A 26999-nucleotide genomic window follows, 5' to 3' on the forward strand; every position below is an offset into this window, starting at 1 on the left:
GTTCGGGACTCTGGACAGCGGTGAAATGGAGCGAATTGCCAAATAGCGAGTTAGGCTGCCTAGACGGGAGAGACAACAATGAATCCCAAAGCCGCTCCAGAGGACCAGGGCTACGCCACTCCGACCACGCCGGCAGCGGAAGGGCTCGCCCCTGCCCTGGCGCGGAACATCGAGGCACTGGTCGAGAGGCGGAAGCGCGATGCCAAGGCAGCATCGCTGGAGCAGCGCGCGGCGGCGGCAATCAGCAGGTTTGCCGGCAGCATGATGTTCGTCTACATCCACCTCGTCTTCTTTGGCGCCTGGATCGGCCTAAATTTCGGGATCGTGACCTTTATCAAACCCTGGGATCCTTCTCTGGTTATTCTGGCCATGTTCGCCTCGGTCGAGGCGATCTTTCTCTCAACGTTCGTACTGATCAACCAGAACCGCATGGCCGCCCAGGATGATGCGCGGGCAGACCTCGATCTGCAGGTGAGCCTGCTCAACGAGCATGAGACGACCAAGCTCATCAAACTGGTCGAGGAGATCGCGAAGCGCCTGGATGTTCCGACGGAAGCAGACAATGAGTTGAAGGAGCTGAAGCGCGACGTGGCGCCTGAAGCGGTCTTGGACAAGATTAAGGAGGCAACGGGTCAAGCGACGGTCGACTGACCGATCCGTATCCACCGGACGCCAGCAGAAGCTGCTGATCTTGAGGCCTATCACGCACTCCATGCTCCCGCCGGGCGCCGCCATCATCCCGCCTGCGCAAATACTGGGAGACGCCCGAACGCCATTTGCCAGAGCTGGTTTATACCGCATGGGGAAGTCATGGCGGACGCGCTCGGACTGAGTGTGCCCCATCTCAATCGCGCAATTCAGCATTGCGTGTCGAACAGCTCATCACCAGCAACTCGCGCGTCCTACATCTGACTGACCTCGCGGGCCTGCAAGGACTCGCTCAGTACGAGCCGATGGCTCTTACCCCAATCCCAATTCTGAAGCATCAGATCGACGCCCCGAGCGCGTCATTGGGCGTGACTCACCAATGGATTTATTACAGCCGCACAGGCATACTATGGATCGGGCGCGCAGTGGTTGAAAATGATTGCGCCGCGTTATGTTATTTACAGGCTGCGCTGTCCCTGTCGCTATCGTTTGTGGCGTTGGCATCCGGCTGGAAACGACTGCGAAAAAGGAGGCAGCTCTGGTCCCACAAGAACGGGACATCCTTTGCGTCATTGATTTTGCGATTTGAGACCGGCGACGGGCCCATCATTTGCCCGCTTGCCGAACAGGGAGGAAAGCAATGGACGGAGAATCGCGTTCCCAATCAAGGCGAAAGTTTCTGAAGACGAGTGGACTTGTCGCTGGGCTAACGGCGACGGCGGTCACCGCGCCCTGGGTTCGAAGGGCCGGAGCCGCAGACGCAATCACCTGGAAAATCCAAACCTCGTGGCCGGCGGGTGTCGGACTTGAAACCTTCCAAAACTGGTGTGGCACCATCAAGGAAAAAACCGGAGGCCAACTCGAATTTCAGCCGTTCAAGGCAAAGGATATCGTTGGTGACTTCGAACTCCTCGACGGGGTGAAGAACGGCGTTCTGGAAGCGATGAACTCGTTTTCACTTTATTGGGCCGGCAAGCTTCCCGCTACGGCGTTCCTGTCCTCTTACACGTTGGGGCTACGCTATCCGCACGAATGGGATATCTTTTTCTATTCAAAAGGTGGTCTGCAGGCCGCGCGCGACCTTTATGCGAAACAAGGCCTTTACTACGTCAACCGCATTCATCACGGCCCGAACATCATCCACTCAAAGACACCGATCCGCTCAATCGAGGATTTTAGGGATCTGAAACTGCGCGTACCGGGCGGCATGATCGCCGAAACCTTCGCGAAAGCCGGTGCCAAGACTACGTTGCTGCCGGGCGGCGAGGTGTTCTCCGCGCTGGAAAAGGGCACGATCGATGCCGCCGACTACACCGGTCCGGCCGTAAACTGGGCTCTCGGTTTCCAGCAGGTGACCAAGTACATCTCCATGGGTCCAGCCGGTCTGATGTCCGTATACCAGCCCGTCGACCTGATGGACTTTGCCGTCAACATGAATGTCTGGAACCAACTCCCGGACAACCTCAAGAAGTTCGTGGAAGACGAGATCCAAGTCTATTCCAATGCCCATTTCGGCTCGATCCAGAAGGCCGACATGGAGGCTTGGCAAAAATTCCTGGATGCCGGCATTGAAATCAATCGGCTTGGACCGGAGGACCTCCAGAAGTTCCAGGAAATCGCGGTGCCCATATGGTTCGAGTGGGCCAACAAGGACAAGGACGCAGCGCGCATCTTTAAGTTGCAGCTCGAGGTCATGGAGAACCCGACAGTCGGTTACGTCACTCCGGACATGTACCAGGGGCTGACCATCAACCTGTGAACCCTCTTCTCGCCCGTCCTGAGCCGGACGGGCGCTCGCTCCTGCAGCAGGCGTTCGCCGATGCCTTCCCTAACATTTGTGCTGCCGCACTGGCTCTACTGGTTAACCCTCGCGGTCTTTCCGCTGGCCGCCGTTCATTTTGTCCATCGAGAACGGGCACAGCGTGATCCCGGCCGTCCAAACCTGTTTCTTGCCTATCTGTTCCTGGTCACAGCCGGCTTCCTCGGCATGCACCGCTTCTATCTGAAGAGCAGGTGGGGATTCTTTTTTATCCCGTTCTTCATCGCGGTACTTTGGACAAGCACCCAGGTGCGCGATGGACGCGAGGCAGTTTCACTCGCGCGATCCCAGAGCGAGCACGCCGAGAGACTGTTGCCGCGTGCCAAGGCAGAGACGGCAGCCAACAAGCAGGGGGCTGCCGATCGACTTGCAAAAGCTGAGGCTGAGGCCGCGGCGGCGCGCAACAATCTGACGGCGGCCGTTCACGGGCTCGAGTGGGACAGCAGCATCAGCCGGATTGCGGGACTTCTGCTCGGTCTCATTATTGTCGGCGACGCCCTTCTCATACCCGGTCTTGTGCGGCGCGCCCGCGCCCGTGAGACTGGGCGCGCCGCAACCCACCATGAGATCGTCGTCGATGTGCCCGCGACGCCCGTCAAACAGCCTCTTGCGCCATTTAGGCCGGTCGACTGGCTTGTAAGAGTGACAGGCGAGTTCGTCGCCTATTGGTCGGTCCTCGCGGTCATGGCGTACTATTACGAGGTGGTCGCCCGCTTCGTTTTCAACTCCCCGACCAACTGGGTGCACGAGAGCATGTTTCTGATGTTCGGTATGCAATACATGCTGGCTGGGGCCTATGCCTATCGCGATGAGACCCATGTCAGGGTCGACATCGTGTACAGCCACCTCTCCGAACGTGGCCGGGCGATCTGCGATATCATCACCTCGGCATTCTTTTTCCTGTTCGTGGGTACAATGCTCGTTGCCGGCTGGCGTTTTGCCAGCGACGCGATGGCGGTGGGCGAGAGTTCTTTCACCGAGTGGGGTATTCAATATTGGCCGGTGAAGCTGGCGATTCCTGTTGGCGCCGCGCTGCTGCTGCTTCAAGGCGTGTCTCGCCTGATGCGTGACATCGCGACCGCAACAAGAAGGCTCCGCTAAGCCATGGGTCTCGAGCTTCCAATCCTGTGGCTGAGCATCCTCATGTTCGGCGGACTGGGCGTTCTTTTATTGCTCGGGCTGCCAATGGCCTTCTGCACGGGCAGCCTCGCCGTTCTCTTCCTCTTCTTATTCGGTAATGCGGCCATGCTGAACATGCTGCCGTCGCGGATTTTTCCCTTCATGACGGATTATCAGCTCTCGGCGGTGCCGCTTTTTATCTTCATGGCCGCGATCCTTCAGAAAGCGGGCATCATCGAGGAGCTGTTTGACGTCGTCTATAAATGGCTGGGTGGGCTGAAAGGCGGACTTGCCTCGGCCACCATAATCTCGTGCACCCTGCTCGCAGCAATGGTTGGGGTCGTCGGTGCGACGGAAGTGACAATGGGCATGATCGCTCTGCCAGCGATGCTCCGCCGCAACTACGACGCACAGCTCGCCTGCGGCTCGCTGCTCGCCGGAGGAACGCTTGGCATCCTCATACCGCCTTCGGTGATGGCAATCGTCTACGCCGTCGTCGCGCAACAGTCGTTAGGCGAGCTTTTGATCGGGTCGGTATTCCCAGGGCTGCTGCTGTCTGGGATGTATGTCGTCTATGTCACGGCGCGCTGCTACATCAACCCCAAGCTCGGCCCGGCTTTGCCGCCGAGCGAGCGCATCGGCTTTGGGGAGAAGCTGAGGCTTCTGCGCCGCACGTTCATGCCCATTCTGCTCATCCTGCTTGTGCTCGGAGTCATCTTCCTTGGCATAGCAACGCCTGTTGAAGCCGCCGGCATCGGCACATTCGGTGCTTTCATCGTCTGCGCCGCCCATCGCCGCCTGACTTGGGACACGATCCGGGAAGCCGGCGTGGCAACCCTCAAGGCGACTGCGATGGTGATGTGGATATTCTTCGGAGCCACCATGTTCGTCGGCTTCTTCATCCTGAAGGGCGGGCAGAACTTCGTCGCCGAATCCATTCTCGGAACTGGATTCGCGCCTTACGGCATTCTTGTTCTGATGATGATCATCCTGTTCGTCCTGGGCATGTTTCTGGACTGGGTGGGCATTCTCCTTCTCACCGTACCGATATTTCTGCCCATCCTTAAGTCCCTCGAATTCGGCGGTACGTTCGGCTTAGCCGGTGTGGCTCCTGAAGACGTGCCGCTGTGGTATGGCGTCATTTTCATGGTCAACATGCAGATGGCGTTCCTGAGCCCACCGTTCGGCTATTCACTGTTTTACTTGAAGAGTGTCGCGCCACCGGAGATATCGATGGCGACGATCTTCCGATCCGCCGTTCCCTTCTTATTCCTGCAGGCAATCGGAGTTGGGTTGTGCATCGTGTTCCCCTCGATCGTCATTTGGCTGCCGAAGCTCATGTACGGAGGCGGTTGACCGCACACGTCTTTGGCGGTTCGACGCCGACTCAACAATCGAAGGTTCAGCGCTTCAGAGGCGCCGCTCGCCTGCAGAAGCTGCTGATCTTGAGGCCTGTCCGCGCACTCCATGCTCCTGCCGGGCGCCATCATCCCGCCCGCGCAAATAGCTGGGAGACGAGACATCCCGCTTTGGATTGCGTATCTTGACGTTCAGCTTTTCCTGGGCCTGCCGTCTGGTCGACTTGGTGTTTGGACAAACTGAAGAGCGACAGAGTTGTACGGCCCCAATGTATGGGTGGTCAGCGGGGACTTCGCCGGCTTCGTGTCCTCACCTGCAACGCAAAGCAGTTTAGCATCCGAGGATAGCGCTATGTCGATCGGCACGGGGGTCAGGTTGGCCGCCAGCACGCGGATCGTGTTGCCGCGACGAAAGGCATTTGCTGCCACGCCTGGCCAATCACTCGAAATCCGATAGCGTTCGACGCCGGCGGCCTCAGCGATTTGGGCATGGACGGCTTGCAAAGGTCGTCGGGAGCCGTCCTCGTTCAAGAGACCGAAGGGGCCAGTCGGTGCTGCCAATATCAACCGCGCAGCGGCTGTCTCAGCGGCCCGGGCCGCGACGCCGACGGCAAAGGCGGCACCGAACAATGCCCGCTGACGCGGGTCGGTGCCGGCGGCGGGCACCCGGTTATTTCCGGGATTGGCTGCGACCGCCTCCCCATAGGGATTGTGCCGCAAGCCGATCGTGCAAGGCCCAAGCCAGATCGGCTTTCCGGGACACAATTGCCGTGCTGTCTCCATGACTGCAGGATAAACGGTCAGGGTTTTCATGACCGACTGCTCATCGGCGGCATGCACGATGGCGCTGTTGCCGAAGAAGACGAAATCCGCATTGCCGGTCGGCGGGTTGCGGTTGAATTCGGTGAATAGGGAGGGCGTACCAGCCCCAATCGGGCAAGCGAGACCGACAGCCCGCAATGCCTGCACGATCTCGTCAATCGGTCGCTCACCGTTGGGCAAATGGTGTGAGGGGCGTGTCTTGAATTCGCGCCGTGGTGAAACCAGAATGGCGCTCGGTTCGACGCCCGCCAAGCGAACCATAGCTACAAGGGCCTGGGCCTCGGCCCCGGGGTGGATCGCATCAAAGATCGCCTCGACCGCCAGCCGGGCGCCAAGCGCGCTCGCAAGCTCGGCTGCCTTTTCCAGCACGCGTTGATCATGCCCGCGCGCGCTGTCGAAGCGCAGTATGATCTCCGGCACCGGGCCAAGCGAAGCCGCGCCGGCGATGGCTGCCGGCAGTTGGTCGGGATCGACGAACAGCGCTATCGACGGGATCCGCCCGGCAGGTCCGCCAAGGGTCAGGGTTGCTGTATTGCTGATAGCCGGTCCAGGCGCCGATGTTTCGGCGTGCACGGAAACCGTGACGCGCTGTATGTCCTTCACACCTTTGCCGATGACATAAGGTCGGGGCTTTGAGAGCGGCCGCACATAAGTCTTGAACGAGGCGTCCGTCCAGTTGCGCTGGTCCTCCATCTCGAAGGCATCGCCTTCCATGGCGACGGCGCAGACCAAGCCGGGTGCTGGCTCGTGCGTCAGCGCTGAAATGTCGAAGGCAGGCTGGTCCGGGCTGATCAATTTGGGAAATGTCGTCTCCTCGATGCTTCCGTCGCTATGCCGGATGGTCAGCCTTTTGCCCGCCGCCTCTGAAGGATGAAGCACCACGAAACCGGTGCGGTTGGTGGGAAAATCGGTGAGCGCCACGCCATCCGCTTGCAAGGTCAGCTCGCCCGACGCGTCGCCACGAATCTTCATGCGATAGGCGAAACGTCCCTGCGTGCCGGCGCAGAGTCCGTCATAGCGAAGCTCGAACGACGTGCCGTCCTGGGAAATTCGCATGTTGGAAAGCTCGGCCTTGTAAGTCCCCCAGGACGCATCGCGCGCAAGATAGTTGATCGCCCGAACCACCTCCACGCCGGCAAAACAGATCGTCCGCAGATTGCCGCCCTCGAGAACGGCGGTCAGCGGTCCGGCGGCAAGAAGCCTCCGTTGCGGAAGCGGCTCGTCGGTGCCGTAAAGCGCAAGGAGATCGGCATTGGCGGTCATGCCACCGCCTGCTTGGAATTCTCGTCCACCCTGTAGGTGACGACAGTCTTGCGGCTCACCATGTCACGCGTGCTGGCATCGAAGCTCAGATAGTGAGCCGAAGCGAGGTGCAGGTCGAAGGCAGCCCGATCGCGATAGATCTCGTACAGGAATATCTGGGACGGCTCTTGCGTGCCTAACGGGGTCAGCACATCGAAGCGCAGACATCCCGGCTCGAGTTCCACCGACAGAGACGCGTTCTCCGAAACGAGCCGGTAGAATTCGGGAAAGGTCCCTTCGACAAGATCGAAGACGACGGTGAGGGCAAAGGCCGCTTCGGCAGGCGAAATGCTCATGGTCGCTCTCCGCCATTGGCTAAGCCATGGTTCCAACGCTTAGGTTCGAGCGCGCGCCGTTCGCCGGCGGCGCGATAGGCGGCATCGACCAACGCGTATGTCTTGAGATTGTCCTCACCGCTGGTTTCGGGCGGAACGCCGCGCTGCAGGCTGTCGAGGAAATGGCCGCATGCACCGATCACGCCTTGCTGGGCGACATGCCAGGGATAAGCGGTCCAGGACAGGAGCGGCGAGCTTGCGTCTTCGGTCCACGTCGCGCCATCGCTGGTCACCGTCATGCTGCAACCGGCTTCGAGCGAAATGGCCCCCCTCGGACCTTCGATGACGAGCAGCGTTTCAGGGAAATGATCCGGCAATCGGCGCGACTCGTAGGTGCATTCCACGACCGACACCGCGCCGCTTTGATGCCTGAGCAGCATGGTCGCCGTGTCCTCGGCGCGGATGCGTGGATTGCGCTTCTGTGTTTCGCAGGAGATGTGCTCGACCTCGCCGAGGAAGAAGCGGGACAGGTCCAGCATGTGGATACCGACATCGGCAATCGCGAGCTGCTCCTCGTCATAGAAATAGGGCTGGGCCTTGTAGACGTCGAAGCCGGTCCTGAAGCGTATCCTTGCCCAGCTCGGTGTTCCGATCGCGCCGCTGTCGATTACCTTGCGGACGGCGCGCATCGGCGCCTGAAACCGAAAGTTCTCATGCACGGCAAGCCACGCATTTGCCTTCTGCGCAGCTTCGACGATCGCGATGCAATCTTCCCATGTCGATGCGAAGGGCTTCTGCACGATTGTGGCCAGGCCGCGCGCGAGCGCCATTTCCGCCAACGGCCGATGCGTGTCGTGGCGTGTCACGATATCGGCCACGTCGAGGCGCTCGGCCTCGAGCATCTTTGCGGCGTCCAAATAATACGGCACACGGAATGTCTCGCCGGCCGCGCGCGCCTTGGCGGCATCCACGTCGCAGACGGCGGCAAGCTGGGCGCCCTTTTCGGCGAGGTCGCTCCAGGAATGCAAATGGTTCTGCGCGAAGAAGCCGCAGCCGATCACGCCGATGCGCAGGGACCGGTCCATGCCCTCTATCCGGCCACGATGGGGCTTCTAAGCACACCGATGCCGGCGGCCTCGATTTCCACGACGTCGCCAGCCTTCATGAATATCTGCGGCTTCTGGAAGGCGCCGACGCCCGCCGGCGTTCCGGTCGAGACGAGGTCGCCTGGTTCCAGCGGCACGTAGTGCGAAAGGAAGGATATCAGCCGCGGCAGCGAGAACAGCCAGTCCGAGGTGCTGCCGTTCTGCAAAAGCTTGCCGTTCAGCCTTGTCTTGAGCGCCACGTCGTCCGGCCTGGTCAGTTCATCAGTGGTGACGATGCATGGGCCGATCGGTGCGAAGCCCGCGAAATTCTTGCCGATGGTGATCTGGTTGTCCTTGAATTGGACGTCGCGGGCCGAGATGTCGTTGAGCAGCGTATAGCCGAAGATCGCCGGCATCACGTCGGCTTCGGAAGCCTTGTGCAGAGGTTTGCCGATCACGGCCGTGAATTCGACCTCATAATCCATCTGCTCCGTCCGGACCGGCTTTTCGACCCGCACATCGGGCCCGACCACCGATGACGGCAGCTTGGCGAAGAAGAATGGCTCGGTCGGCATCTTGGCATTCGGGTTTTCCTCGGCATGACCTTTGTAGTTGATCCCGGAGCAGAGCACTTTGCCGGGACGAATAGGCGCTTCGAGGATAGTATCGGCAAGCGCATAGCGCGGCGCCTTGGCAAGTCCCGCGCGGACTTTCTCCAGCGCCGCCTCGCCGCCTTGCACGACCTCGAGCACCGACGCTGCCAGTCCGGCTTCGGTCAGGCAGGCGATCTGCTCGCCGTCCAGAATGCCGGCGTGCTGGCGATGTCCGGCCTGCTTGTGAGAGAAAGCGACGAATTTCATGCGGCCTCCGGGATGAAGACGGCCTTGTGCAGAGCCATCGGATTGTCAGCGAGTGTTTTGAAGACGGTGGGCGCCTCAGACAGCGCAAAGCTGCTGGCGATTTTGGGATAATGAATCTTGCCCGACGCAAGCAGGTCGATCGCCTCGGGAAAGCAATCGACGGAGGCGCGCGAACCGAGGATGGTGACCTCCTTGCGGGTGAAATCCAGCCCGGGCAGCGTGACGCCTTGTCCTTTCTTGACGAGACCGAGAATGACGACGCGGCCGCCGGCGGCAACGAGATCGATGGTCTGCTCCATCGCCGGCGCCGCCCCCGTAGCCTCCAGCACCACGGGCATGCCTTCGCCGTTCGTGATCTCCTTGACCCGTTCAAGCAGCCCTTCACCGCCGGCCACAGGGATTGCGCCCAGATCGGCGGCGGTGGACAGCCGCTCCGCCGACAGATCCGCGGCATAGACCTTTGCGCCATGGGCCCGCGCGACCTCGACGATCGCCAGCCCGATTGGACCCGCGCCAAGGACGAGAACCGCGTCCTCGCCCGTGACCATGCCGCGCCGGCAGCCCTGCACGCCGATCGCGACGGGCTCGGCGAATGCCGCCTCGAAGTCGGAGAGCCCCTCCGGCACGACGTTCAGATTGCCCGCGGGCGCGGTGACGAATTCAGCGAAGCCGCCTTCGCGATGCACCCCGATGATGGTGAGATTGGCGCAGCAATTGCGTTTGCCGATCCGACAGGGATAGCAATGGCCGCAACCGATGAAGGGGTCGACGACGACACGCGTCCCGACCTTCGGACCGGCCGCTCCTGGCCCGTAAGCCTCGACCCTGCCGGCGATTTCGTGACAGCCGATCCGAGGATAAGTCACATAGGGGTTCCTGCCGGTATAGATATAGAGATCACCGGCGCAAAGGCCCGCAGCCCTGACGCGCACCAGCACTTCGCCCGGCCCAGGAACGGGCTTCGGCGCATCGGTGATGCGGATCGACTGCGGTTGGTCGAAAATGGCGGCCCGCATCATGCCGCCTTCGCGGGGCGCACGACCCTGCCATCGGCATCGAATTCGATCCAGTCGCCGGCCCGCAGCAGATAGGGATCGGCAATGGCCTCGCCGCGAGCCCTGGCCGCGCCGTGATGTTCCATGTAGGCGGCGACGTCCTTGTCGCCATCGAGCGTGATGTAGTGGCACGGTAGGACAGTCTCGAGTCCGAGCCACTGGGTCGCCAGCACACCTTCATAGGGACTCATCTCGCCCGTCAACATTTCTCCCGGCATCGGATTGAGATGCAGGATCTCCTGCGGATTGGCGATGCCGATGCAGCCGACATTGGGTTTATAGAGTTCGCCCTGCAGTTTCAGGTCGGAGAAAATGGCGGTATCGCCATAGTGATAGAAGCGCAGCCCGTCGGCATAGACGATGAAGGCCATCGGCACGCCGGAGATGAAGGAGTTGTCCTTCAGCCTGATCTGCGACCAGTGATGGCACTCCAGCGGCTGGATCTCAATGCCGGCCACCTTGACCCGGATGCCCCAGGTCGTCGCGCGGATCTGGCTGGCCGGGATTCCCCGATCCATCAGCCAGGCCTTCACCTCGCCGCCGCAGACAACCGGACAGCCGTAGGTCGCGGCGATCTTGTCGGTGTCGCCGAGATGATCGAACGCCGCATGGCTGACGATCACCAGATCGACATGGTCGAAGTCGGTGGATTTGGTCGCGGCTCCAGGATTTTGGTCGAGGAACGGGTCGCAAAGGATGCGCAGCCCGTTGCTCGTTACGATCTCGTAGGCGGCCACGCCGTGGAAGCGGATGCGGGTGGTGGGTTGAAGCGTCATCTTCAGTTCGACTTTCTCGTGTCGATTGTGAGCGGCAGGCGAGCGAGCCCGCGCCGGTCGCCGCGTGTCTTCCAGCGAAGCTCTTGCTCCGATCCCGGTGCGAGCCTCGCGCCGGTCTCGATCAGCGTTTCGAGCGTCACCGCCATTTCCATGCGCGCCACGCCCGCGCCGGCGCACAGATGCGGGCCGGCTCCGAAGGTGAGATGCTTGTTGGGACTGCGATCGAGGCGCATCTCGTTCGGCACATCGAATACCGACGGGTCCCGGTTCGCCCCGCCGTAACCAAGGGCCACAATGTCGCCCCGCCTTATTTCGCGACCGTGCAGGCACAGATCATGCGAGGCATTGCGGCCGAAAATCTCGATCGGCGAGGAATAGCGCAGGAACTCCTCCACCGCGGTCGGAACAAGCTCCGGTTCACTTGCAAGCCGATCCAGCGCCTCCGGATGCCCGGCCAGCCAGTGCAGCATGACCGAAAGGGCGTCCGCCGTGGTCTCGAAACCCGCGCCGAACACGACGCTCATGAACGAGCGGATCTGAATGTCGTCGAGCCTTTCGCCGCCAATCTCGGCCGCTAACAGCATGCTGACGAAATCGCCCGTCGGCTTGGCGCGTCGCGCCGCAATGAGGGTCTCGATATAGGTGTTGAGTTCGCGGCTTGCCGTCGCTCCAGCGCTCGGGTCCTTCACGTTGAACATGCTGGTGATCCAGCCGACCCACTTGTCCGAGTCTTGCAGCGGCACGTCGGTGAAGGCCGCGAGCGACGTGATCGCAACCGGCACGCAGAATTCGGCAACGGCCTCGGCCTTTCTCGCAGCGATCATCTTTTCGAAGAGCGACCGGGCCAGCATTTTTACGCGAGGTGTGATCGCGGCAATTCGCTGCGGCGCGAAGACCGGGTTGACCAGGGCGCGATAACGCGAATGCCGGGGCGGATCGATTTCGATCGGCAGTTGGGGTTCGGTCCGCGGCGTGATCACGGGAATGGCCGTCACGCCGGGAACGCTGGACGTGTAGTCGCGCCAATTGATTGCGGCGCTCCGCACATCGTCGTAGTGGCTCAGCAACCAAAAGCCCCCGTATTTGTTCGAGCGTGCTACCGGACACTCCCGGCGCAAATGCTCGAAAGCCGAGAATGGATCGGCAACGAACGCCGGATCGTGGATGTCCACCTCGTCCGGGATGTTCGGTTCGTCCGTTGTCACCATTGCGGCCATGGGCGCGACTTCTGGGTTGGCTGGCTTCGATGTTGCCTCCGGCGGCCAAGGAATGAAACGCCGGAGGCAAGAGGGCAGAACCCTCAGCGTGGTGGTCGATTACTTGACGCCGAGCGCGGCCGTCACCTTGTCGACATTGTCCTTGGTGACGAGCAGCACGCCGGTGTCGAGCGTGTCCGGAACCGGGCGGCCACCGTCGCTGGCGCCGAGGCCGGCGGACTTCAGTCCGTTGTGGTTGTAGTCGTGCAGGATCTTGACCGCGTAGTAGATGAACAGTTCGCGGTTCTGCACCACTATGCCGTCGACCCAGCCTTCCTTGGCGGTCTTGAAGAAGTCCGGCGTCTGCTCCATCGCCGTTACCTTGATGTCGCCCGGATTCTTGCCGGCCTCGCGCAACGCGGTCACGATGCCGGCGCCCGACTCCGAATCGAAGCCCGCTAAGCCGGCGATGTCGGGATGGGCAGCGAGGATCGCGGCCGTCACCTGCGCCGCCTTCTGCGCATCGCCGCCGTCGTCCTCGTTGGAGACGATGTTGTATTTGCCGCCGCCATTAGCCTCGATATAGGCCTTGAAGCCGGCGACTGCCTCCCGCATGTTACCAGCGTTGATGATCGACATCATAGCGAGCTTGCCGCCATTGGGCAGCTTCTCCATCATCTTCTTGGCCTGAGCGACACCGACCTGCGTCCAGTTCGTGCCGATATAGGCGAGACGACCGGAGTCCGGCAGGTCGCCGTCATCGACGACGGTGGGGACGCCCTGCTCCAGGCACTTCTTGACCGATTCCGTCAGCGACGGATCCCAGCCGCCCACCACGGACACGCCGTTCGGCTTCTGGGCGCAGACCTGATCGACCGCGGCGATGAAGCCTGGCAGGTCGAAATCAGTCGGGCCGGCCACAACCACCTTGACGCCGAGCTCCTCGGCGATCTTCTTCATGCCGACATAGTCGTATTGCACGAAGAGCGGCAGGTTGGCCTTGTTGGAAATCCAGTAATAGGTTTCCTTCGCGTCGGCCGGGCCGAAAGACGATTCCTGCGCGCGCGCCGGTGCCGTCACGGCTGCCGCGAGCGTCGTTATCCCCAAGGCGACCAATGTCGATTTCAGCATGAAGCGCATTCCCGTTTCCCCCTGATTGGGTTCTGTTCCCAGTTTTTGCAGTCCACCGGCCTTGCCGGATTCCCCTCGGTTCCCGCGGGCCTAGCCGCGGCCCGCGGTCTTGAAGCGGTCGAGCGAAACAGCGAACAGCAGGACAAGCCCCACGACCAGTCCCTGCCAGAAAACGCCAACCGCGTTGATGATCATGGCGTTCTCGATCAGCGCGATAAAAAGCACGCCGAGAATGCCGCCCAGAATGGTGCCCTCGCCGCCCTTGAGGCTGGCGCCGCCAAGGACCGTTGCGGTGATGACCTTGAGTTCGATGCCGACGCCGGCATTGACAACAGCGCTGTTGAGCCGCGCCGCCCCGAGCACACCGGCGATGCCCGCCAGCGCACCCATTATGATGAAGCCGATGAGGATCAGCCTGTCGACGCGGATCCCGGACAGTTGGGCCGCGCGCGGGTTGCCGCCGACGAAATAGAACTGGCGGAAGAAGCGGGTGCGCGCGACCAGCCAGCCGCCGACCAGCACGAGGACCAGCATCGCCCAGAACGGCGACTGGATGCGCAGGATCGGATCGGCGGCGCGGCCATATTCGGCGAAGCTGTCGGAGATCGGCGTGACGCCCGTTCCGGCCGTCACATAGGTCAGGCTGCGATAGATGGTGAGCGTGCCGAGCGTCGCGATCAGCGCGTTGATGCCGATGCGGGTGACGATCAGCCCGTTGATCAAGCCGGCAACCGCGCCAACCAGAATGCCGACGAGAAGAGCCGATTCCGCCGGCCAGCCCCACCACCCGGCAACCACACCGGCCCACACCCCGGAAAGCGCGAGCGTCGATCCGACGGACAGGTCGAAAGTGCCGGCGATCATCAGCAGCATCATGCCGCAGACGAGAATGCCGACGGGTGCCAGATTGAGCAGCACGGCGCGCATGTTCGGCCCGGTCGGGAAGTTGTGCGGATAGACGATGGTCATCGCCAGCGCGAGCAGCACGACCAGCACGAACAATGTCAGCTCACGCGAGTTGGCCAGGCGGCGCACAATGCGCAGCGGCAGGGCCTCGCGCTGTTCGACCGGGGCCTGCGCTTCGTTCTGGGATATCTGTGCCACGCTCATGCTCCAACCGCTTGCTCGCGTACGTTCGCGACCGACGATGTGAACCGGGTCGCCAGCCGCAGCACCTGCTCTTCGGTCGCCCCCTCGCCCGGCAATTCCCCGACCGTGCGGCCCTCGGCCATCACGACGATCCGGTCCGCAAGCGCCAGCACCTCGGGCAGCTCGGACGAGACGACGAGAAGCGCCACGCCCTTCTCCGCCAGTCCGCGCAGCAGGCGGTAAATTTCGGAACGAGCGCCGACATCGACGCCGCGCGTCGGCTCGTCGACGATGAGCAGGCGCGGCTCCATGGCCAGCCATTTCGCCAGCAGGACTTTCTGCTGGTTGCCGCCCGAAAGCTCGCCGACGATCTTGCGCACGCTGGGGGTGGCGATGCGCAGCTCTTTGACGAAACCGCCTGCGAGCCGTTCGGCCTTGCTGTTGGAGAAGTTGGCGCCGGACGAGACCTTCGAAAGCACGGTGGCGGCGATGTTGTTGACGAGGTCCATCCCGAGGAAGAGACCCGACGTCTTGCGATCCTCCGGAACCATGCCGATGCCGGCGTGCTTGGCGTCCCACGGGCCCTGAGGGTCGACCGGTGCGCCTCCGATCCGGATGTCGCCGGCCGTGCGGCGCCTGGCGCCAAAAATGGCCTCGCAGAATTCGCTCCGCCCGGAACCGATCAATCCGGCAAGACAGACAACCTCACCGGCGCGCACGGTGATCGAAGCCGATCGCACAAGCGGCGGCGCGGAGACTCCGTCGGCTTCAAAAACGACCGGTCCCGCTTGCCGTGCCGAAGCCGCGCGGGTGAGATGAACCTCGCGCCCGACCATCAGCCGTATCAACTCGTCCGTCGTCGTCTCGGCGACCTTGCGCGTACCCGCGAGCCGCCCGTCCTTGAGCACCGTGACGGAATCGCAGAGCGCGAAGATCTCGGCCAGGCGGTGGGAGACATAGATGACCGAAACGCCATCCCTGGCCAGCCGGCGCACGATCTCGAAGAGCTTTTCGGTTTCGGTCAGCGTCAGCGCCGCCGTCGGTTCGTCGAGGATCAGCAGCCTCAGTTCGCGCGACAATGCCTTGGCGATCTCGACGATCTGCGCCTGGGCTGGTGACAGGAATGCCACTTTCATTGCCGGATCGATGGCGACGCCGAGCTGGGCGATGAGAGCGTGCGCTCTTTCGCGCATCAGCCGGATATCGACCTGGCCGAACCATTTTGTCGGCTGACGGCCGGCAAAAATGTTTTCCGCGACCGACAGCTGCGGCACCAGCGAGCCTTCCTGATGGACGATGCCGATGCCCAGCTCGCCCGCGGCCTTCTCGTCGAGGTCGCCGAGTACGGCGTCATCGAGCCGCACCTCGCCGCTGGTGCGGCTGTAGACGCCGGCAACGATCTTTCCCAGCGTGGACTTGCCGGCACCGTTTTCGCCAAGCAGTGCCCGGATTTCACCGGGCTCAACCGATATCGACACGTCGTCGAGTGCCCGCACGCCGGGGAACGTCTTGCAAAGCTGCGAGATCTGCAGGCGCGGCGCCATGTCGACCTCAAGCGCTGACGAGTGCGGCCGGCATGGCTATGCCTTCGCCTGAAGGTAGTGAGCTTGCTTGGCCTGGATCATCCAGACCATGGTTTCATTCACCGGCGTGGCCACGCCGGTGCGCTTGCCGGCGTCGACGATAGCGCCGTTGATGACCTCGATCTCCGTCTGGCGCCGCGCCTCGACGTCCTGGAGCATGGAGGCCTTGCCGCCCACGGCCTTCTCCAGCAACCCCGTTATGGCGGCCCAGCGCTCGTCATAGTCGAGCGAAATGCCCTGCGCTTTAGCAACCGCCACAACTTCCTTCAGGATTGCCGCCATCAGCGACTTCGTGCCGTCGAAGGCGACCAGTTCGTGCGACATGAAATGCAATAGGCCGGCGACCGGCAGCGTGCAGGCGTTCAGCGCCAGCTTCTTCCATACCTCGTCTAGGATGCGCTCGGACCTGGTGGTTTCGATCTCTGCGGCACGGAAGGTCTCGATCACCTTGTCCAAGCGGGGTGTCGCCTTGCCGCTCAGTTCGCCGATATAGGTCATCCCGACGCCGGGATGCTTCACCCTGCCGGGGCCGAGCAACGTGCCGCCGTGGTAAGTCAGGCCGACCAGGACCTTGTCTTCGCCCACAATGCCGGCGATGCGCGGCGCGTTGCCCCAGCCGTTCTGCAGGCTGAGCACCGCCGTGTCCCCCGAGATCATCGGCGCCGCCGCGCGGACCGCCGCATCGGTGTGATAGCATTTGACGAAATTGATGATCAGGTCGACCGGTCCGACCTTCGACGGCTCCGTTGTTGCCGGAACGCGGATAACCGGTTGGGAACCGTCCTTCTCCTCGATCGTTAGGCCGTTGTCGTTGATCGCTCGCACGGCCGGCGTCGAGACGTCGATCAGCGTCACGTCGTTGCCTGCTCGGGCAAGATAGCCGCCGAAAATGCCGCCCATGGCACCGCCGCCGCCCAGAATGGCGATCCGCATGTCTTTCGCTCCCTGTCCCACCACGGGTTGTTTTCGGCAAAGCCGGGGGCGCCGCTTCCAGGATCTTGTGGAAACGCGCTTTCGGCGAGCGCAGCCGCTAGCCGATCCGGCCTTGTCTGGTTATGTTGCGGTCATCCTTGCAAGCAGTTGCATGGTTGTCAAGTATGATGGTATGAAAGGTCTATGGTCGATCCTCTCGTTATAGAACGCAAGAAGCTCTTCGAGCACGTGGCCTCGCATCTCGAGGCGCAGATCCTGTCCGGCAAGCTGAAGCCCGGAGACCAGCTGCCGCCCGAGCGCGACCTGCAGACACGCTTCGGCGTCGGCCGGCCCGCCATCCGCGAGGCGCTGATCTCGCTGCAGAAGGCCGGGCTGGTCGAACTCACCAACGGCGCGCGGGCCAAGGTGCTGATGGCGACGGCTTCACATATCTTCACCGGCATGGCGCCGGCCGTGCGCCAGATGCTTTCGACCGAGGAGGGACATCGCTACTTCCAGGGCGCGCGCCTGTTCTTCGAAGTTGGGCTGGCGCGCGAGGCCGCCCGGCACGCGACGGCCACGGACCTCGAGGCGCTGGCGACTGCGCTCGAAGCCAACCGGAAAGCGATCGGCGACCGCGAGCGCTTCACCTCAACCGACATCGCCTTCCACTTCGAACTGGCGAAGATGGCGCGCAATCCAGTCTTCATCGCGCTGCACGACCAGATCTCGGAGTGGCTGAAGGAACAGCGCACGGTGACCCTTGCGGCAAAGGGGCAGGAAAAGACGGCGTTCGAGGCGCACAAGGCAATCTATGACGGCATCGCGGCCCGTGATCCCGATCGCGCCGAGCAGGCCATGCGCACGCATCTCGAGCAGCTTGCCGTCACCTTCTGGCAGCAGCGCACGCACGATTGAAAGCTGTGCGGATCGGCGTCATCGGTGACGACTTCACCGGCTGGGGGGACATCACCAATCTGCTTGGGAAGGCTGGCGCACGGACCTGCAGCATATCGGCGCGCCCCACGCTCTCGCGCAACCGCAGGCGCCGGCATGCATCGACCTGAACTGACCTCACGCAGGAATTGCAAACGTTTGGGTACAGCAGACGGATCTAGATCTCGATAACTGCGACGAATTCGCATTGCACCAGGGAAGCGCTGTCCGGTGTCAACGGCCTAACGTGCCTGGCCGGACGCGACTCGGAATCTGGAAACATCCGCAGCCATTCTTCATTGACGGGGCCCCTGTCGCTGCTGTCGCGCAGATAGATATCCACCTTGATGATGTCCTCCGCGCTGCCGCCGGCGGCCTCGATGACGGCACGCATGTTGGCGAACACATTGGCCGACTGAGCCGCCATTCCGGCCGGCAATTCCTGCGTGGTCGGGCTGACGCCATGAATTGCCCCCGAGAACACCATGTTGCCGATCCGGCAGGCATTGGGAACTGGATGCCTGTGGCTCAGTCCTTTCACCGAAATACTCTTGCGCATGGTTCTGCTGATCCTTCGCGATCTGTTCCATGGGAAATTCGTGAACGGCTGGTCTGAGTGAGTGGAGACAGCGCGCGAGTGCGGCTGGAGGGACCTATCGTCTCGCGCGCAAAACCGAGGCTTGCGCGGGTGGCGAGGAAACGCCGGTGTCGGGACGCGGCGCGGGAGGTTCATAGCCGGACGTCAGCTGGATTCCCCGCGTCTCGGGCAGCATCAGGGTCGCGACGAAAGCGATGCTGTAGCCCAACAGCGCGACAAGGCCGATCGCCTCCGCCAGGCTGATATGTTGCCCCAGTATTCCGATGCTGGACACGGCGGCCGCACCGGCCGCCTTGCCGAAATTGTAGGCGAAGCTCTGACCGCTGGCGCGGATGGCGGAGGGGAAAAGCTCGGTGAAGAATGGGCCGAGCGCGGCATAGTTTCCGATGGTGAAGAAGCCGAACGGCGCACCCAGGATGATCAGCGACCAGCCGGAGAGCGGCAAGAACATATAGGCGATGGTGATCAGCCAGGAACATACGAGAAAAAGCTGAAACGTCCGCCGCCGCCCGAGACGATCGGCCAGGTATGCGCTGGCCAGAAATCCGAAAAACGAGCCGCCGGTCACCACGAACAGGTAATATCCAGATGCGCTCGGCGACAGTTCGCGCACCGTCTTCATGAAGGTCGGCAGCCAGTTGACGATCGCACCGCCGACTCCGATCACGCCGAATGCCAGCAATGAAGAAAGGATCGTCACGCGCAGGGCGTCAGGCTGAAATATCGCACCCAGCCCGGGCCGAACGCCGCTCTTCTCGACGAGCTCGCGCGTTTTGACGAAGATCTCCGGCTCCTCGATCTTGCGGCGCAGATAGAGGACCAGCACGCCGGGGAGCACACCGATCATCAGCAGCACGCGCCATCCGTAATCCTGTGGCAAATGCGCCAGGACCACGCCCGCCAGTATCGCGGCGGCGCTCCAGCCGATGCCGAATCCGCTCTGGACGGTGCCTACGGCCTTTCCGCGATGTTCGGCGCGGATGATCTCGCCCATGAGGACCGCACCGGCCGCCCACTCGCCGCCGAAGCCCAGCCCCTGCATGATGCGCAAGACCATCAGTTGCTGGAAGTCCTGGGCGAACCCGGCAAGGAAAGTGAAGGCGCAGAACCAAAGGATCGTGAACTGCATGATGCGGGCACGGCCGAAACGGTCGGCGAGATAGCCGCAGAGCCACCCTCCGATCGCCGCGGAGAGCAGCGTCGCGGTGGCCAGATAGCCGGCCTGCGCCGTCGTCATTCCCCAGGCCGCGATGAGGATCGGCAGCACGAAGCTGAAGAGCTGCGCATCCATCGCATCGACGGCCCAACCGGCGAAACAGCCCCAGAAGGTGTTCCGCTCGCGCGTCGTCAACTCCCTGTACCAAGTGAACATCTTTTCCTCCCGTTTTCTCGATGCGACGCCGGCTAGACAACCAGTGGCGTAAGTCCTCCATCCATGGTCAGCGAAGCGCCCGTCACGTAGGAGGATCTTGCGCTGGCGAGGAAAAGCGCGGCATCGGCCACCTCTTCAGGATTTGCGTAGCGCCGCAGCGGAATCCGCTGCTCGTTCAGCCGCAGCAATTCTTCCGGCGTCTTGCCAGTCACCCTGGATTCGACTTCAAGCGACAATTGCAAGCGCTCGGTCATGGTGGCGGCCGGGTTGATCACGTTCACCCTGACGCCTGCATGCCCCCACGCCGCTGCCAGCCCCGCCGAGGCGAGCATCAGCGCCGCGTTGGCGGCGCCTCCCGGCAAATGCATGGGGGATGCGATCTTGCCGCCGGTGCCGACTATGTTGACGATCGTGCCGGCGCCCCGCGCCACCATCAGCGGCAGGACGTAGTCGGTGACGTTCATGTAGGTGAAGAACTTCGCGTCCATCGCGACACGCCATTTGTCCGGCGTCAGTTCGTCGGGGGCAACTCTCCTGGCGCCGCCGGCCGAATTGACCAGGGACGCGATCGGCCCCACCTGCTCCTCGAGCGCGGCGACCATTTCCTTTGCCGCAAGCCCGTCCGACAGATCGGCGGCGAAACTCGTTGCCGACAGCCCCTCGGCGGCCAGCTTTTTCTTGGCGTTGTCGAGGTTCTCCTGGCTGCGTGACACAATCACCACGCGGGCCCCTTCCCTGGCAAAGGCGCGTGCGCAGGCCAGCCCTATTCCCTTGCTGCCCCCGGTTATCAGGACAATTTTCCCGTCGAGCTCGAGGTTCATTTCAGTGATCCTGTTTCTGGCCGCCAGCGGTGTGGATATTGATCGGGGTTCCCCCCGCGAAGGCTACGATCTGGTCGAACGCATTGCCGTACGCAAACTCGTAGTTGTCGCGCTCGACATAGCCGAGATGTGGCGTGCACAGGGCGTTTGGAAGCCTGAGCAGGGCGTCATCCGGATTGGTGAGCGGCTCGCGTTCGAACACGTCGACCGCCGCGTTGCCGGGGCGACCGCTCTTCAGCGCCGCCACCAAAGCCCCCGGCTGGATCAACTCGGCACGGCTGGTGTTCACAAGCAAAGCCGTCGGCTTCATTAAGGCCAGGTCGTCAGGCCCAATCGCGCCGGTGGTCTCGGCATTCAGCCGCAGATGCAAGCTGAGAACATCCGACAGCCTGAACAGGGACGCCATGTCCTGTGCCACGCTGAAACCCTCGGCCTTAGCGCGATCCAACGAGGCTTGGCGCCCCCAGATCAGCACCTCCATGCCGAAGGCCTTGCCGATCCGCGCGACCATCGAGCCTAAGCGGCCGAAACCATAGATGCCGAGGACGCGGCCGCGCAGGCCGAGGCCTATGGTGGTCTGCCAACGGCCTTGCCGCAGCGACGCGCTCTCGAAAGGAATGTTTCGCATCGCCGCAAGAATCAGCCCCCAGGTGAGTTCGACGGTCGAATAGGACGGACGCGACGTCAGAGCGGACGAAACGACGACACCGTGCCTGTCGCAGGCCGCCAGATCGATGTGGGGAATGTGGCCGTTCTGGCTGATGAGTTTCAGCTTGGGAAGGCGGCTCAGCAAAGCTTCGTCGATCTTGGTGCGCTCGCGCATCAGCACCAGGACGTCCGCCTCCGCCAGGCGACCTGCCAGAATGTCGACATCCTCGATGATATCGGTCCAGATCGTGACGTCGTGGCCGTCCAGCCTGGAGAAGCAGTCCAGCGTGCGGACCACGTCCTGGTAGTCGTTGATGATGGCGACGCGAAGCTTTCTCACGGGGTGACCTATCGCCTCATGCATTGCCCGGCAGATCCGCAACGGAGGTACCGGCGTCGATTGCTTCGCACTTGGCCTCTTCAAGCGCCGACTTCCTCAGCGCCTTTGCCAGAACTTCGGCGGCCCGGGCAATCGGGATGAAGCAGACGCCGGTTTCGTCCGCAACGACGATATCGCCTGGAGCAACGCGCACGCCGGCGACTTGGATTTCGCCGTTGATCTCCACGGTCTCGATGCGCCATTTGCCGGTGACAGGCGTTATCTCGGTGGCCCAAAGCGGATATCCGACCCGCCGCGAATGCCCGAGGTCGCGAACGCCTCCGTCCACGATTGCTCCGGCCTCGCCCTGCCGTTTTCCGGTTTGGGCCGAAATTCCGCCCATGTTCGAAACGCCGGCAACGCCCTCGATCACCACAACGTCGCCCGGCAGCGCCAGGTTGTGGGCCTCGAACTCGGCCATCCGGTTGACGTGGTTTTTCGCCGTTTCGTAGACATGCTCGCGTTGCAGGATGTTGCGCACCGTAAGCGCCGGACCGACGATCGACACCGAAGGCAAGGTCGGCTTCAGAACCGATGCGCCAACCGCGCCGGTGATACCGAGCTCATCCATGATGTCCGAGATGACGCTGGTGGCGTCGCCGATCCGCTTGAAGCCGTCGATCAGATCCTTCGGCGGGCGCGGTACCCGCATCAGTCGAATGCGGTCGCGACTGATCTTGCCGGTGAGCTTCGGCAGCACATCTGCGAGAGCTATATCATTCATGCCTTATCCTCCGATCAGCGGCATCAGGATGGCTTGCCGCCATCAATGCGTCCAATTTAGAATCGACCAATGCATCATTTGCTGAGTGAATAACGTGCGCCTTGATCTGAACCTGATTGCGGTCCTTGAGGCCATCATGCTGGAGAGGAATGTGACACGTGCGGCCTCGAGCCTGGCGATGAGCCAGCCGGCGGTCAGCAATGCGTTGCGTCGAGCCCGCCGCCTCACCAAAGATCAACTTTTCCTCAAGACGGCAACGGGGGTCCAGCCCACCGCTCGCATGGTCGCGATGTGGCCCGACCTTCATCGCTCGCTCACGGCAATTCGCGCTTCTTTCGCGCCCGACGAGTTCGATCCCGCGTCGGATGCGACCAGTTTTCGCCTTGCCGTCACCGACAGTCTCGCGATGGAAGGCGTCAGCGAAATTACGCTGAAATTGCAGGCCGCGTCGCCGCGCGCCCGCGTTTCCTTCGCGGTGCATACCCATGAAGGCTCGCTGGAAGGAATCGATCGCGGCACCCTTGACTGCGCCGTGGGCATGTTTGCCTCGCTGCCAAGAGAAATGCATGTACGGAGCCTGTGGACGGATCGCTACGTTTGCGTCATGCGCGGCGGACATGACCTGGCCGATTGCCTGACGCTCGATCGATTCACGGCCGCGGCACACGTCTTGGCGACCCCGTCCGGTCTGGAACGCGGCTTGGTGGATGGCTGGCTCAGCCTGACGGGACGGACAAGGACGATCGCCGTTGTGGTCAATCACTTTGCCGACGCGCTGAAGATTGTCTCGCGTAGCGACCTCATCACCTGCGTGCCGCTAGGCTTCTTCAATGGACCGTGGCGAACGATTGCGGATGGACGTGACCTGGTGGTGTGCGAGTTGCCGTTCGAAACCGAGAAGCTGCTCTACAAGCTGATCTGGCACGAACGACTGCAGCAGCACCCCGCCCACCAATGGTTTCGCGCCCTGGTGACAGACGCCTGCGGTTCCTCCTTCGATGGCCAACTGGTTGGAGAAGCGCCGCTCGTGGGAACGACATGATCTTACGGCGGAAGCGACATCCGGGATGCCGTGGGCGCAGATGGACCTGGCTTCCCCCCTTGGGCACCAGTTCTAACCGTTCAGGGGCACATATGAGTAGACGTTCGCGGCGTCGCGCCGGACACGGCCAAGCCCAGGAAACGATATGTGGGCGCCGCCAACGATATAGCCGCTGTCAGCCGCATCGGCGAAGGCGCGCTCGTGCACGCGCTCGGCTTCCGATGCGTCGGCGTCATATTGGATCGTGACGGACGGGTCCTTGAATTGTACCGCGGCGACATGCACGACGTCGCCCCACAGGACGATCTTCTCGCCCTTGCTCTCGACCACATACATTGTATGTCCGGGTGTGTGGCCATAGGCGGTTTGTGCGCGCACGCCAGGCACAAGATCGGTGTTGCCATCGAATACGGCGAGCTTGCCGGCTTGCAGATATGGCCCGATCGATGCCATGGCGGCCTGAAAAAACCGCTTCGCTTCAGCGGGAGCCGCGTGCATGTTTGCCTCGCTCAGCCAGTAGTCGGTGTCGCGCTTTTCGACACGCACGACCGCGTTGGGGAAGGCTCTCTGGCCGTCGACCATGAGACCGCCGACGTGGTCTGTATGCAGATGCGTGAGGTAGATCTCATCGATCTGCTCCGGCCGATAGCCTGATGCGCTGAGATTGCTCAGCAGCTGGCCGGTGCCAGGGCCTAACAGGGAGCCGGCACCGGCATCGATCAGCACCAGCCTGGCTCCGGTATTGACGAGAAAGGAATTGTGCGACGTCTCGACGACATCGGCGAGATAGCTGCGTTTGAGTGCTTCCTCGATCCGCGCCGGGTCGCCCTGCAGCAACTTCGTCGCGGCGAGCATATTGCTGCCATCGGACAGCGCCGTTACCTCAAAATCGCCGAGCGTCAAACGATGGAACCCAGGTGCCTGGCTTTTGGCCATGGATGCGCCCGCGAACAACGGCGTCGCCAGGCCGCAGGCCAGACAAAAGCAGCCGGCGGCCAAAAAAGCGCGGCGGCTGGGACTGACGATGTCGCCGCTGGTCAGCCGGGGCTCCGCACCTCCGGTGGCGTCGAACAAGTGATCGAGAATCTTGCGAGGGGCGGTCATCCCAGAGCTCCATGTGCTTTCGTCGAGGCCACGACCGGCGTCGGTACTCTCGTTCTCGTCGCGGAGAACATTTGCGCCGAGGCCGGTTTTGCTTGCATAGCGTTCCCGAGATGGGCTACGCCGTCCAATTCAGAGTTCGCCGTCTGCATCATCACCAGGTTGAATAACGACTGATGATGATTACCCACTTAGAGCTCGCGATCGGCCTCTTCCTTCAGCCCTCGCGGCTCAGAGCCGTGATGTCCCCACGCTGTTTGAGAAATCACATTTCCACGGGCTGGGCGTCGACCTGATCCTTGTTGAACCGCGGCAGCAGCCCGGTGCACAGGACCAGCATGACGACAATGACGAACTGACATGCAATGACCGTGCCGAAGGCGTGCGAAATGCTCGCCGGCTCCAGTGTCAGGTAGAGCGTGCCCAGGGTTGCGACCCCGAGCGCCAGACCCGACTGCTGTAGGGTGATGAGGACGCCGCTGCCGACGCCCGCCAGATGCTTGGGGACATCGGCAAGCACGGCCCGGAACAAGCCCGAGAACAACATCGATTGTCCGGCCCCGATCACGACCAGCGGCACAGCAAATTCGATGAGGCTCACCGTTGGCCAACTGGACACGGTGATTGCGATCAACGTGACCAGTCCAAGCGCCTGCAGCAGACCGCCGGCCGCGAGCGCCCCGCGGCCGAAGCGGCCGATGATGCGCGGGCTGACCACTGAACCGATGAAGAACATCGCCGCCATCGGCAGGATGGCGAGGCCGCTTTCGAGCGGGTTGGCGCCGAGTCCGTTCTGGACGGTGAGCGCGAAGACGAACATGAAGGCGCCGAAGCCGACGCTGAACAGCGTGATCATGGCCAGGCCGCGCGACATCGAGGGCAGCTTGAGCAGCGACGGCGGCAGCAACGGCATCTCGCCGCGCGCTTCGGCGGCCCTTTCGACGGTGACCGTCGCGACGGCAAGTAAGACGGCTGCAGCCAGCATTGTCCACGTCCATGCCGGCCAGCCGAGCGAATGGCCTTCGGTCAGCGGCACCAGCAGAGCCGTCAGCGTGGCGGCGAAAAGTATAGTGCCGGCGACGTCGATGCCCGCGGGGTGCGGCGAGCGGTTGGCTGGCACGACCGCCCGCGAGGCGAAGAACACCATGACGCCGAGCGGGATGTTGATCAGGAAGATCGGCCGCCAGGACGTGCCGAACAGATTGGCGCTGACCAGCAGTCCGCCGGCGAGTTGGCCGACAACCGCGGCGATGCCCGAGGTGGCGCCGTAAAGCGCGATGGCCCGGGTCTTGCGTTCGCCTTCCAGGGTGGCCTGGAAGGTCGCAAGCACCTGCGGCACGAGCATCGCCGCCATTGCGCCCTGGACCAGGCGCGCGGCGATAAGGAGATCGATGGTGGGTGCCAGACCACAGGCGAGAGAGGCGAGGATAAACCCGGAGAGCCCGACCAAGAACAGGCTATGGCGTCCAAAACGATCGCCCAGCCTGCCGCCGAGAACGAGCATGGCGGCGTAAGCCACACCATAGACTGAAACCACCAGCTCAAGTGCGGCCGGCGTCGCCTGCAGCGAGGTGGCGATGGTCGGCAGCGCCACGTTGACGATGAAAAAGTCGGCGATCGGCAGGAAGGCGCCGGCGAGCAGAACGTACACGCCAATCCCGTGCAGCCCGCCGGCGCGGGCCATGGAACGAGGTGTGTGCCAAGCTTGCCCGGCGGCGATTGTCGAGTTGGTCATCCGAACCTCCAGATGCGTATGAAGCCATAGTTATGTTATCATAACGATTATGCTCATATACATAGACGCTGGAAGTCTGTAAACTGCGCCCCATGGAAACCGATCCGGACTCGTCCGCACGCAAAGCTCCCCCGGCTGTTCGCTGGGCGGACCTGGCCGACCTCATCCTCATCATTGCCCGTGAGATTCAGTTTCGCGGTTACAGGGACGAGAAAGCGCTGTCGCTGTCGCAATCGGAGGGCATGGTGATGCGCCACCTGGTTGCGCACGCTTCCGCAACGCCCAGCCAGATCGCGACGGCGACCGGGCTGCAGCGCACCAATGTTTCCACCGTGCTGCGCGACCTGGAAGGCAAGGGGCTGATCGAGCGCCATGTCGACCCGCAAGATCGCCGGGGCGTCAGCGTCCATCGCACCCGGCGGGGAGCCCACAATTACGCCCTGGTGCGCAAGGAGTGGGCAACTGCCGTATCCGAGGCCGCCGGCGGCGACACACGCAAGCTCAATGCCGCGCTTGAGCTTCTCAGATCCATCGAAGCCGGCCTGACCGCAACGCGACCGATAGACAGCGACGGTCCGGGGCGAATGTCCGCCCGCCGCCGGAACGTCTAGTG

At 62.5% G+C, this 26999-nt stretch carries 26 protein-coding genes; 8 read left to right on the forward strand and 18 right to left on the reverse strand.

Translation table 11 applies throughout. The features are described 5' to 3' along the window. The first annotated feature begins 78 nt into the window (after positions 1-78). The 5 genes from CK222_RS28560 to CK222_RS28575 all read left to right on the forward strand — a co-directional run bounded on the left by CK222_RS28560 (position 79) and on the right by CK222_RS28575 (position 4942). Positions 79-651, forward strand: a complete 573-nt coding sequence (locus CK222_RS28560) for a DUF1003 domain-containing protein (protein ID WP_095802623.1) — start codon at positions 79-81, stop codon at positions 649-651. 212 nt (positions 652-863) lie between these two features. Continuing rightward, entirely contained in the window at positions 864-1331 is a 468-nt protein-coding gene (locus CK222_RS32015; protein WP_141247149.1) for a hypothetical protein, read from the forward strand. Next, positions 1289-2407 (forward strand): TRAP transporter substrate-binding protein DctP, encoded by a 1119-nt coding sequence (dctP, locus tag CK222_RS28565; protein WP_067320507.1) that lies wholly within the window; start codon positions 1289-1291, stop codon positions 2405-2407. Before CK222_RS32015 ends, dctP begins: the two co-directional genes overlap by 43 nt. 60 nt (positions 2408-2467) lie before the next feature. After that, positions 2468-3568, forward strand: a complete 1101-nt coding sequence (locus CK222_RS28570) for a TRAP transporter small permease subunit (protein WP_095802624.1) — start codon at positions 2468-2470, stop codon at positions 3566-3568. Between the two features lie 3 nt (positions 3569-3571). Beyond that, on the forward strand, positions 3572-4942 hold the full coding sequence (locus CK222_RS28575; RefSeq protein WP_095802625.1) for a TRAP transporter large permease subunit: 1371 nt from the start codon (positions 3572-3574) through the stop codon (positions 4940-4942). 194 nt (positions 4943-5136) lie between these two features. Here CK222_RS28575 and CK222_RS28580 read toward each other — a convergent pair whose 3' ends face one another. The 11 genes from CK222_RS28580 to CK222_RS28630 all read right to left on the reverse strand — a co-directional run bounded on the left by CK222_RS28580 (position 5137) and on the right by CK222_RS28630 (position 17051). Further along, positions 5137-7029: a hypothetical protein gene (locus tag CK222_RS28580; protein ID WP_095802626.1), complete on the reverse strand. Its 1893-nt coding sequence runs from the start codon at positions 7027-7029 to the stop codon at positions 5137-5139. After that, positions 7026-7364: an antibiotic biosynthesis monooxygenase gene (locus CK222_RS28585; RefSeq protein ID WP_095802627.1), complete on the reverse strand. Its 339-nt coding sequence runs from the start codon at positions 7362-7364 to the stop codon at positions 7026-7028. The genes CK222_RS28580 and CK222_RS28585 overlap by 4 nt, the downstream gene beginning before the upstream one ends. Beyond that, positions 7361-8428, reverse strand: coding sequence for a Gfo/Idh/MocA family oxidoreductase (locus CK222_RS28590; protein WP_095802628.1), 1068 nt, complete (start codon positions 8426-8428; stop codon positions 7361-7363). The genes CK222_RS28585 and CK222_RS28590 overlap by 4 nt, the downstream gene beginning before the upstream one ends. A gap of 5 nt (positions 8429-8433) precedes the next feature. Continuing rightward, positions 8434-9288, reverse strand: a complete 855-nt coding sequence (locus CK222_RS28595; RefSeq protein WP_095802629.1) for a fumarylacetoacetate hydrolase family protein — start codon at positions 9286-9288, stop codon at positions 8434-8436. Next, positions 9285-10307 carry a zinc-binding alcohol dehydrogenase family protein gene (locus tag CK222_RS28600; protein ID WP_245433335.1) on the reverse strand — a complete coding sequence of 341 codons (1023 nt, stop codon included), beginning with the start codon at positions 10305-10307 and terminating at the stop codon, positions 9285-9287. Before CK222_RS28600 ends, CK222_RS28595 begins: the two co-directional genes overlap by 4 nt. After that, positions 10304-11119: an MBL fold metallo-hydrolase gene (locus CK222_RS28605; protein WP_095802630.1), complete on the reverse strand. Its 816-nt coding sequence runs from the start codon at positions 11117-11119 to the stop codon at positions 10304-10306. Before CK222_RS28605 ends, CK222_RS28600 begins: the two co-directional genes overlap by 4 nt. A gap of 2 nt (positions 11120-11121) precedes the next feature. Continuing rightward, the gene (locus CK222_RS28610; RefSeq protein ID WP_095802631.1) at positions 11122-12336 is read right to left on the reverse strand and encodes a cytochrome P450; all 1215 of its coding nucleotides are present in this window, start codon (positions 12334-12336) and stop codon (positions 11122-11124) included. A gap of 99 nt (positions 12337-12435) precedes the next feature. Next, complete coding sequence (locus CK222_RS28615) at positions 12436-13455, reverse strand: substrate-binding domain-containing protein (RefSeq protein ID WP_095802632.1); 1020 nt, start codon at positions 13453-13455, stop codon at positions 12436-12438. Positions 13456-13536: 81 nt separating this feature from the next. Continuing rightward, the gene (locus CK222_RS28620) at positions 13537-14550 is read right to left on the reverse strand and encodes an ABC transporter permease (protein WP_245433337.1); all 1014 of its coding nucleotides are present in this window, start codon (positions 14548-14550) and stop codon (positions 13537-13539) included. Between the two features lie 2 nt (positions 14551-14552). Continuing rightward, complete coding sequence (locus tag CK222_RS28625) at positions 14553-16079, reverse strand: sugar ABC transporter ATP-binding protein (protein ID WP_095802634.1); 1527 nt, start codon at positions 16077-16079, stop codon at positions 14553-14555. Positions 16080-16115: 36 nt separating this feature from the next. Continuing rightward, complete coding sequence (locus tag CK222_RS28630; RefSeq protein WP_095802654.1) at positions 16116-17051, reverse strand: 2-dehydropantoate 2-reductase; 936 nt, start codon at positions 17049-17051, stop codon at positions 16116-16118. Positions 17052-17234: 183 nt separating this feature from the next. Here CK222_RS28630 and CK222_RS28635 point away from each other — a divergent pair, with 183 nt between their 5' ends. Next, the gene (locus CK222_RS28635; protein ID WP_095802635.1) at positions 17235-17948 is read left to right on the forward strand and encodes an FCD domain-containing protein; all 714 of its coding nucleotides are present in this window, start codon (positions 17235-17237) and stop codon (positions 17946-17948) included. A 196-nt stretch (positions 17949-18144) separates the two neighbouring features. On the opposite strand, the gene CK222_RS28640 is transcribed toward CK222_RS28635, so the two are convergent. From CK222_RS28640 to CK222_RS28660, 5 genes are all read right to left on the reverse strand, one after another. Next, positions 18145-18525, reverse strand: coding sequence for a RidA family protein (locus CK222_RS28640; RefSeq protein WP_095802636.1), 381 nt, complete (start codon positions 18523-18525; stop codon positions 18145-18147). 94 nt (positions 18526-18619) lie between these two features. Continuing rightward, a complete protein-coding gene (locus CK222_RS28645) occupies positions 18620-19936 on the reverse strand; it encodes an MFS transporter (RefSeq protein ID WP_095802637.1) in 1317 nt (438 codons plus the stop codon). Positions 19937-19968: 32 nt separating this feature from the next. Further along, positions 19969-20757: an SDR family oxidoreductase gene (locus CK222_RS28650; protein WP_066994728.1), complete on the reverse strand. Its 789-nt coding sequence runs from the start codon at positions 20755-20757 to the stop codon at positions 19969-19971. 1 nt (position 20758) lies between these two features. Continuing rightward, the gene (locus tag CK222_RS28655) at positions 20759-21703 is read right to left on the reverse strand and encodes a D-2-hydroxyacid dehydrogenase family protein (protein WP_347404274.1); all 945 of its coding nucleotides are present in this window, start codon (positions 21701-21703) and stop codon (positions 20759-20761) included. 58 nt (positions 21704-21761) lie between these two features. After that, a complete protein-coding gene (locus CK222_RS28660) occupies positions 21762-22508 on the reverse strand; it encodes an RraA family protein (protein ID WP_095802639.1) in 747 nt (248 codons plus the stop codon). A gap of 94 nt (positions 22509-22602) precedes the next feature. Between CK222_RS28660 and CK222_RS28665 the strand changes: the two genes are divergently transcribed. Beyond that, positions 22603-23550, forward strand: a complete 948-nt coding sequence (locus CK222_RS28665; RefSeq protein ID WP_245433338.1) for a LysR family transcriptional regulator — start codon at positions 22603-22605, stop codon at positions 23548-23550. A 72-nt stretch (positions 23551-23622) separates the two neighbouring features. On the opposite strand, the gene CK222_RS28670 is transcribed toward CK222_RS28665, so the two are convergent. Both CK222_RS28670 and CK222_RS28675 read right to left on the reverse strand, forming a co-directional pair. Further along, the gene (locus tag CK222_RS28670; RefSeq protein WP_245433340.1) at positions 23623-24624 is read right to left on the reverse strand and encodes an MBL fold metallo-hydrolase; all 1002 of its coding nucleotides are present in this window, start codon (positions 24622-24624) and stop codon (positions 23623-23625) included. A gap of 292 nt (positions 24625-24916) precedes the next feature. Beyond that, positions 24917-26386, reverse strand: coding sequence for an MFS transporter (locus CK222_RS28675; protein ID WP_245433341.1), 1470 nt, complete (start codon positions 26384-26386; stop codon positions 24917-24919). Between the two features lie 92 nt (positions 26387-26478). On the opposite strand from CK222_RS28675, the gene CK222_RS28680 reads away from it, so the two are divergent. After that, positions 26479-26997: a MarR family transcriptional regulator gene (locus CK222_RS28680; protein ID WP_067320497.1), complete on the forward strand. Its 519-nt coding sequence runs from the start codon at positions 26479-26481 to the stop codon at positions 26995-26997. Positions 26998-26999 lie beyond the last annotated feature (2 nt).

The sequence above is a fragment of the Mesorhizobium sp. WSM3866 genome (genome assembly GCF_002294795.1).
Classification (GTDB): domain Bacteria; phylum Pseudomonadota; class Alphaproteobacteria; order Rhizobiales; family Rhizobiaceae; genus Mesorhizobium.

Bases quoted from the DNA above. Each gene is read 5' to 3' on its own strand.
- CK222_RS28560 (WP_095802623.1), top strand. From the start codon at position 79: ATGAATCCCAAAGCCGCTCCAGAGGACCAGGGCTACGCCACTCCGACC.
- dctP (WP_067320507.1), top strand. From the start codon at position 1,289: ATGGACGGAGAATCGCGTTCCCAATCAAGGCGAAAGTTTCTGAAGACG.
- CK222_RS28570 (WP_095802624.1), top strand. From the start codon at position 2,468: ATGCCTTCCCTAACATTTGTGCTGCCGCACTGGCTCTACTGGTTAACC.
- CK222_RS28575 (WP_095802625.1), top strand. From the start codon at position 3,572: ATGGGTCTCGAGCTTCCAATCCTGTGGCTGAGCATCCTCATGTTCGGC.
- CK222_RS28580 (WP_095802626.1), bottom strand. From the start codon at position 7,029: ATGACCGCCAATGCCGATCTCCTTGCGCTTTACGGCACCGACGAGCCG.
- CK222_RS28585 (WP_095802627.1), bottom strand. From the start codon at position 7,364: ATGAGCATTTCGCCTGCCGAAGCGGCCTTTGCCCTCACCGTCGTCTTC.
- CK222_RS28590 (WP_095802628.1), bottom strand. From the start codon at position 8,428: ATGGACCGGTCCCTGCGCATCGGCGTGATCGGCTGCGGCTTCTTCGCG.
- CK222_RS28595 (WP_095802629.1), bottom strand. From the start codon at position 9,288: ATGAAATTCGTCGCTTTCTCTCACAAGCAGGCCGGACATCGCCAGCAC.
- CK222_RS28600 (WP_245433335.1), bottom strand. From the start codon at position 10,307: ATGATGCGGGCCGCCATTTTCGACCAACCGCAGTCGATCCGCATCACC.
- CK222_RS28605 (WP_095802630.1), bottom strand. From the start codon at position 11,119: ATGACGCTTCAACCCACCACCCGCATCCGCTTCCACGGCGTGGCCGCC.
- CK222_RS28610 (WP_095802631.1), bottom strand. From the start codon at position 12,336: ATGGCCGCAATGGTGACAACGGACGAACCGAACATCCCGGACGAGGTG.
- CK222_RS28615 (WP_095802632.1), bottom strand. From the start codon at position 13,455: ATGCGCTTCATGCTGAAATCGACATTGGTCGCCTTGGGGATAACGACG.
- CK222_RS28625 (WP_095802634.1), bottom strand. From the start codon at position 16,079: ATGGCGCCGCGCCTGCAGATCTCGCAGCTTTGCAAGACGTTCCCCGGC.
- CK222_RS28630 (WP_095802654.1), bottom strand. From the start codon at position 17,051: ATGCGGATCGCCATTCTGGGCGGCGGCGGTGCCATGGGCGGCATTTTC.
- CK222_RS28635 (WP_095802635.1), top strand. From the start codon at position 17,235: ATGGTCGATCCTCTCGTTATAGAACGCAAGAAGCTCTTCGAGCACGTG.
- CK222_RS28640 (WP_095802636.1), bottom strand. From the start codon at position 18,525: ATGCGCAAGAGTATTTCGGTGAAAGGACTGAGCCACAGGCATCCAGTT.
- CK222_RS28645 (WP_095802637.1), bottom strand. From the start codon at position 19,936: ATGTTCACTTGGTACAGGGAGTTGACGACGCGCGAGCGGAACACCTTC.
- CK222_RS28650 (WP_066994728.1), bottom strand. From the start codon at position 20,757: ATGAACCTCGAGCTCGACGGGAAAATTGTCCTGATAACCGGGGGCAGC.
- CK222_RS28660 (WP_095802639.1), bottom strand. From the start codon at position 22,508: ATGAATGATATAGCTCTCGCAGATGTGCTGCCGAAGCTCACCGGCAAG.
- CK222_RS28675 (WP_245433341.1), bottom strand. From the start codon at position 26,386: ATGACCAACTCGACAATCGCCGCCGGGCAAGCTTGGCACACACCTCGT.
- CK222_RS28680 (WP_067320497.1), top strand. From the start codon at position 26,479: ATGGAAACCGATCCGGACTCGTCCGCACGCAAAGCTCCCCCGGCTGTT.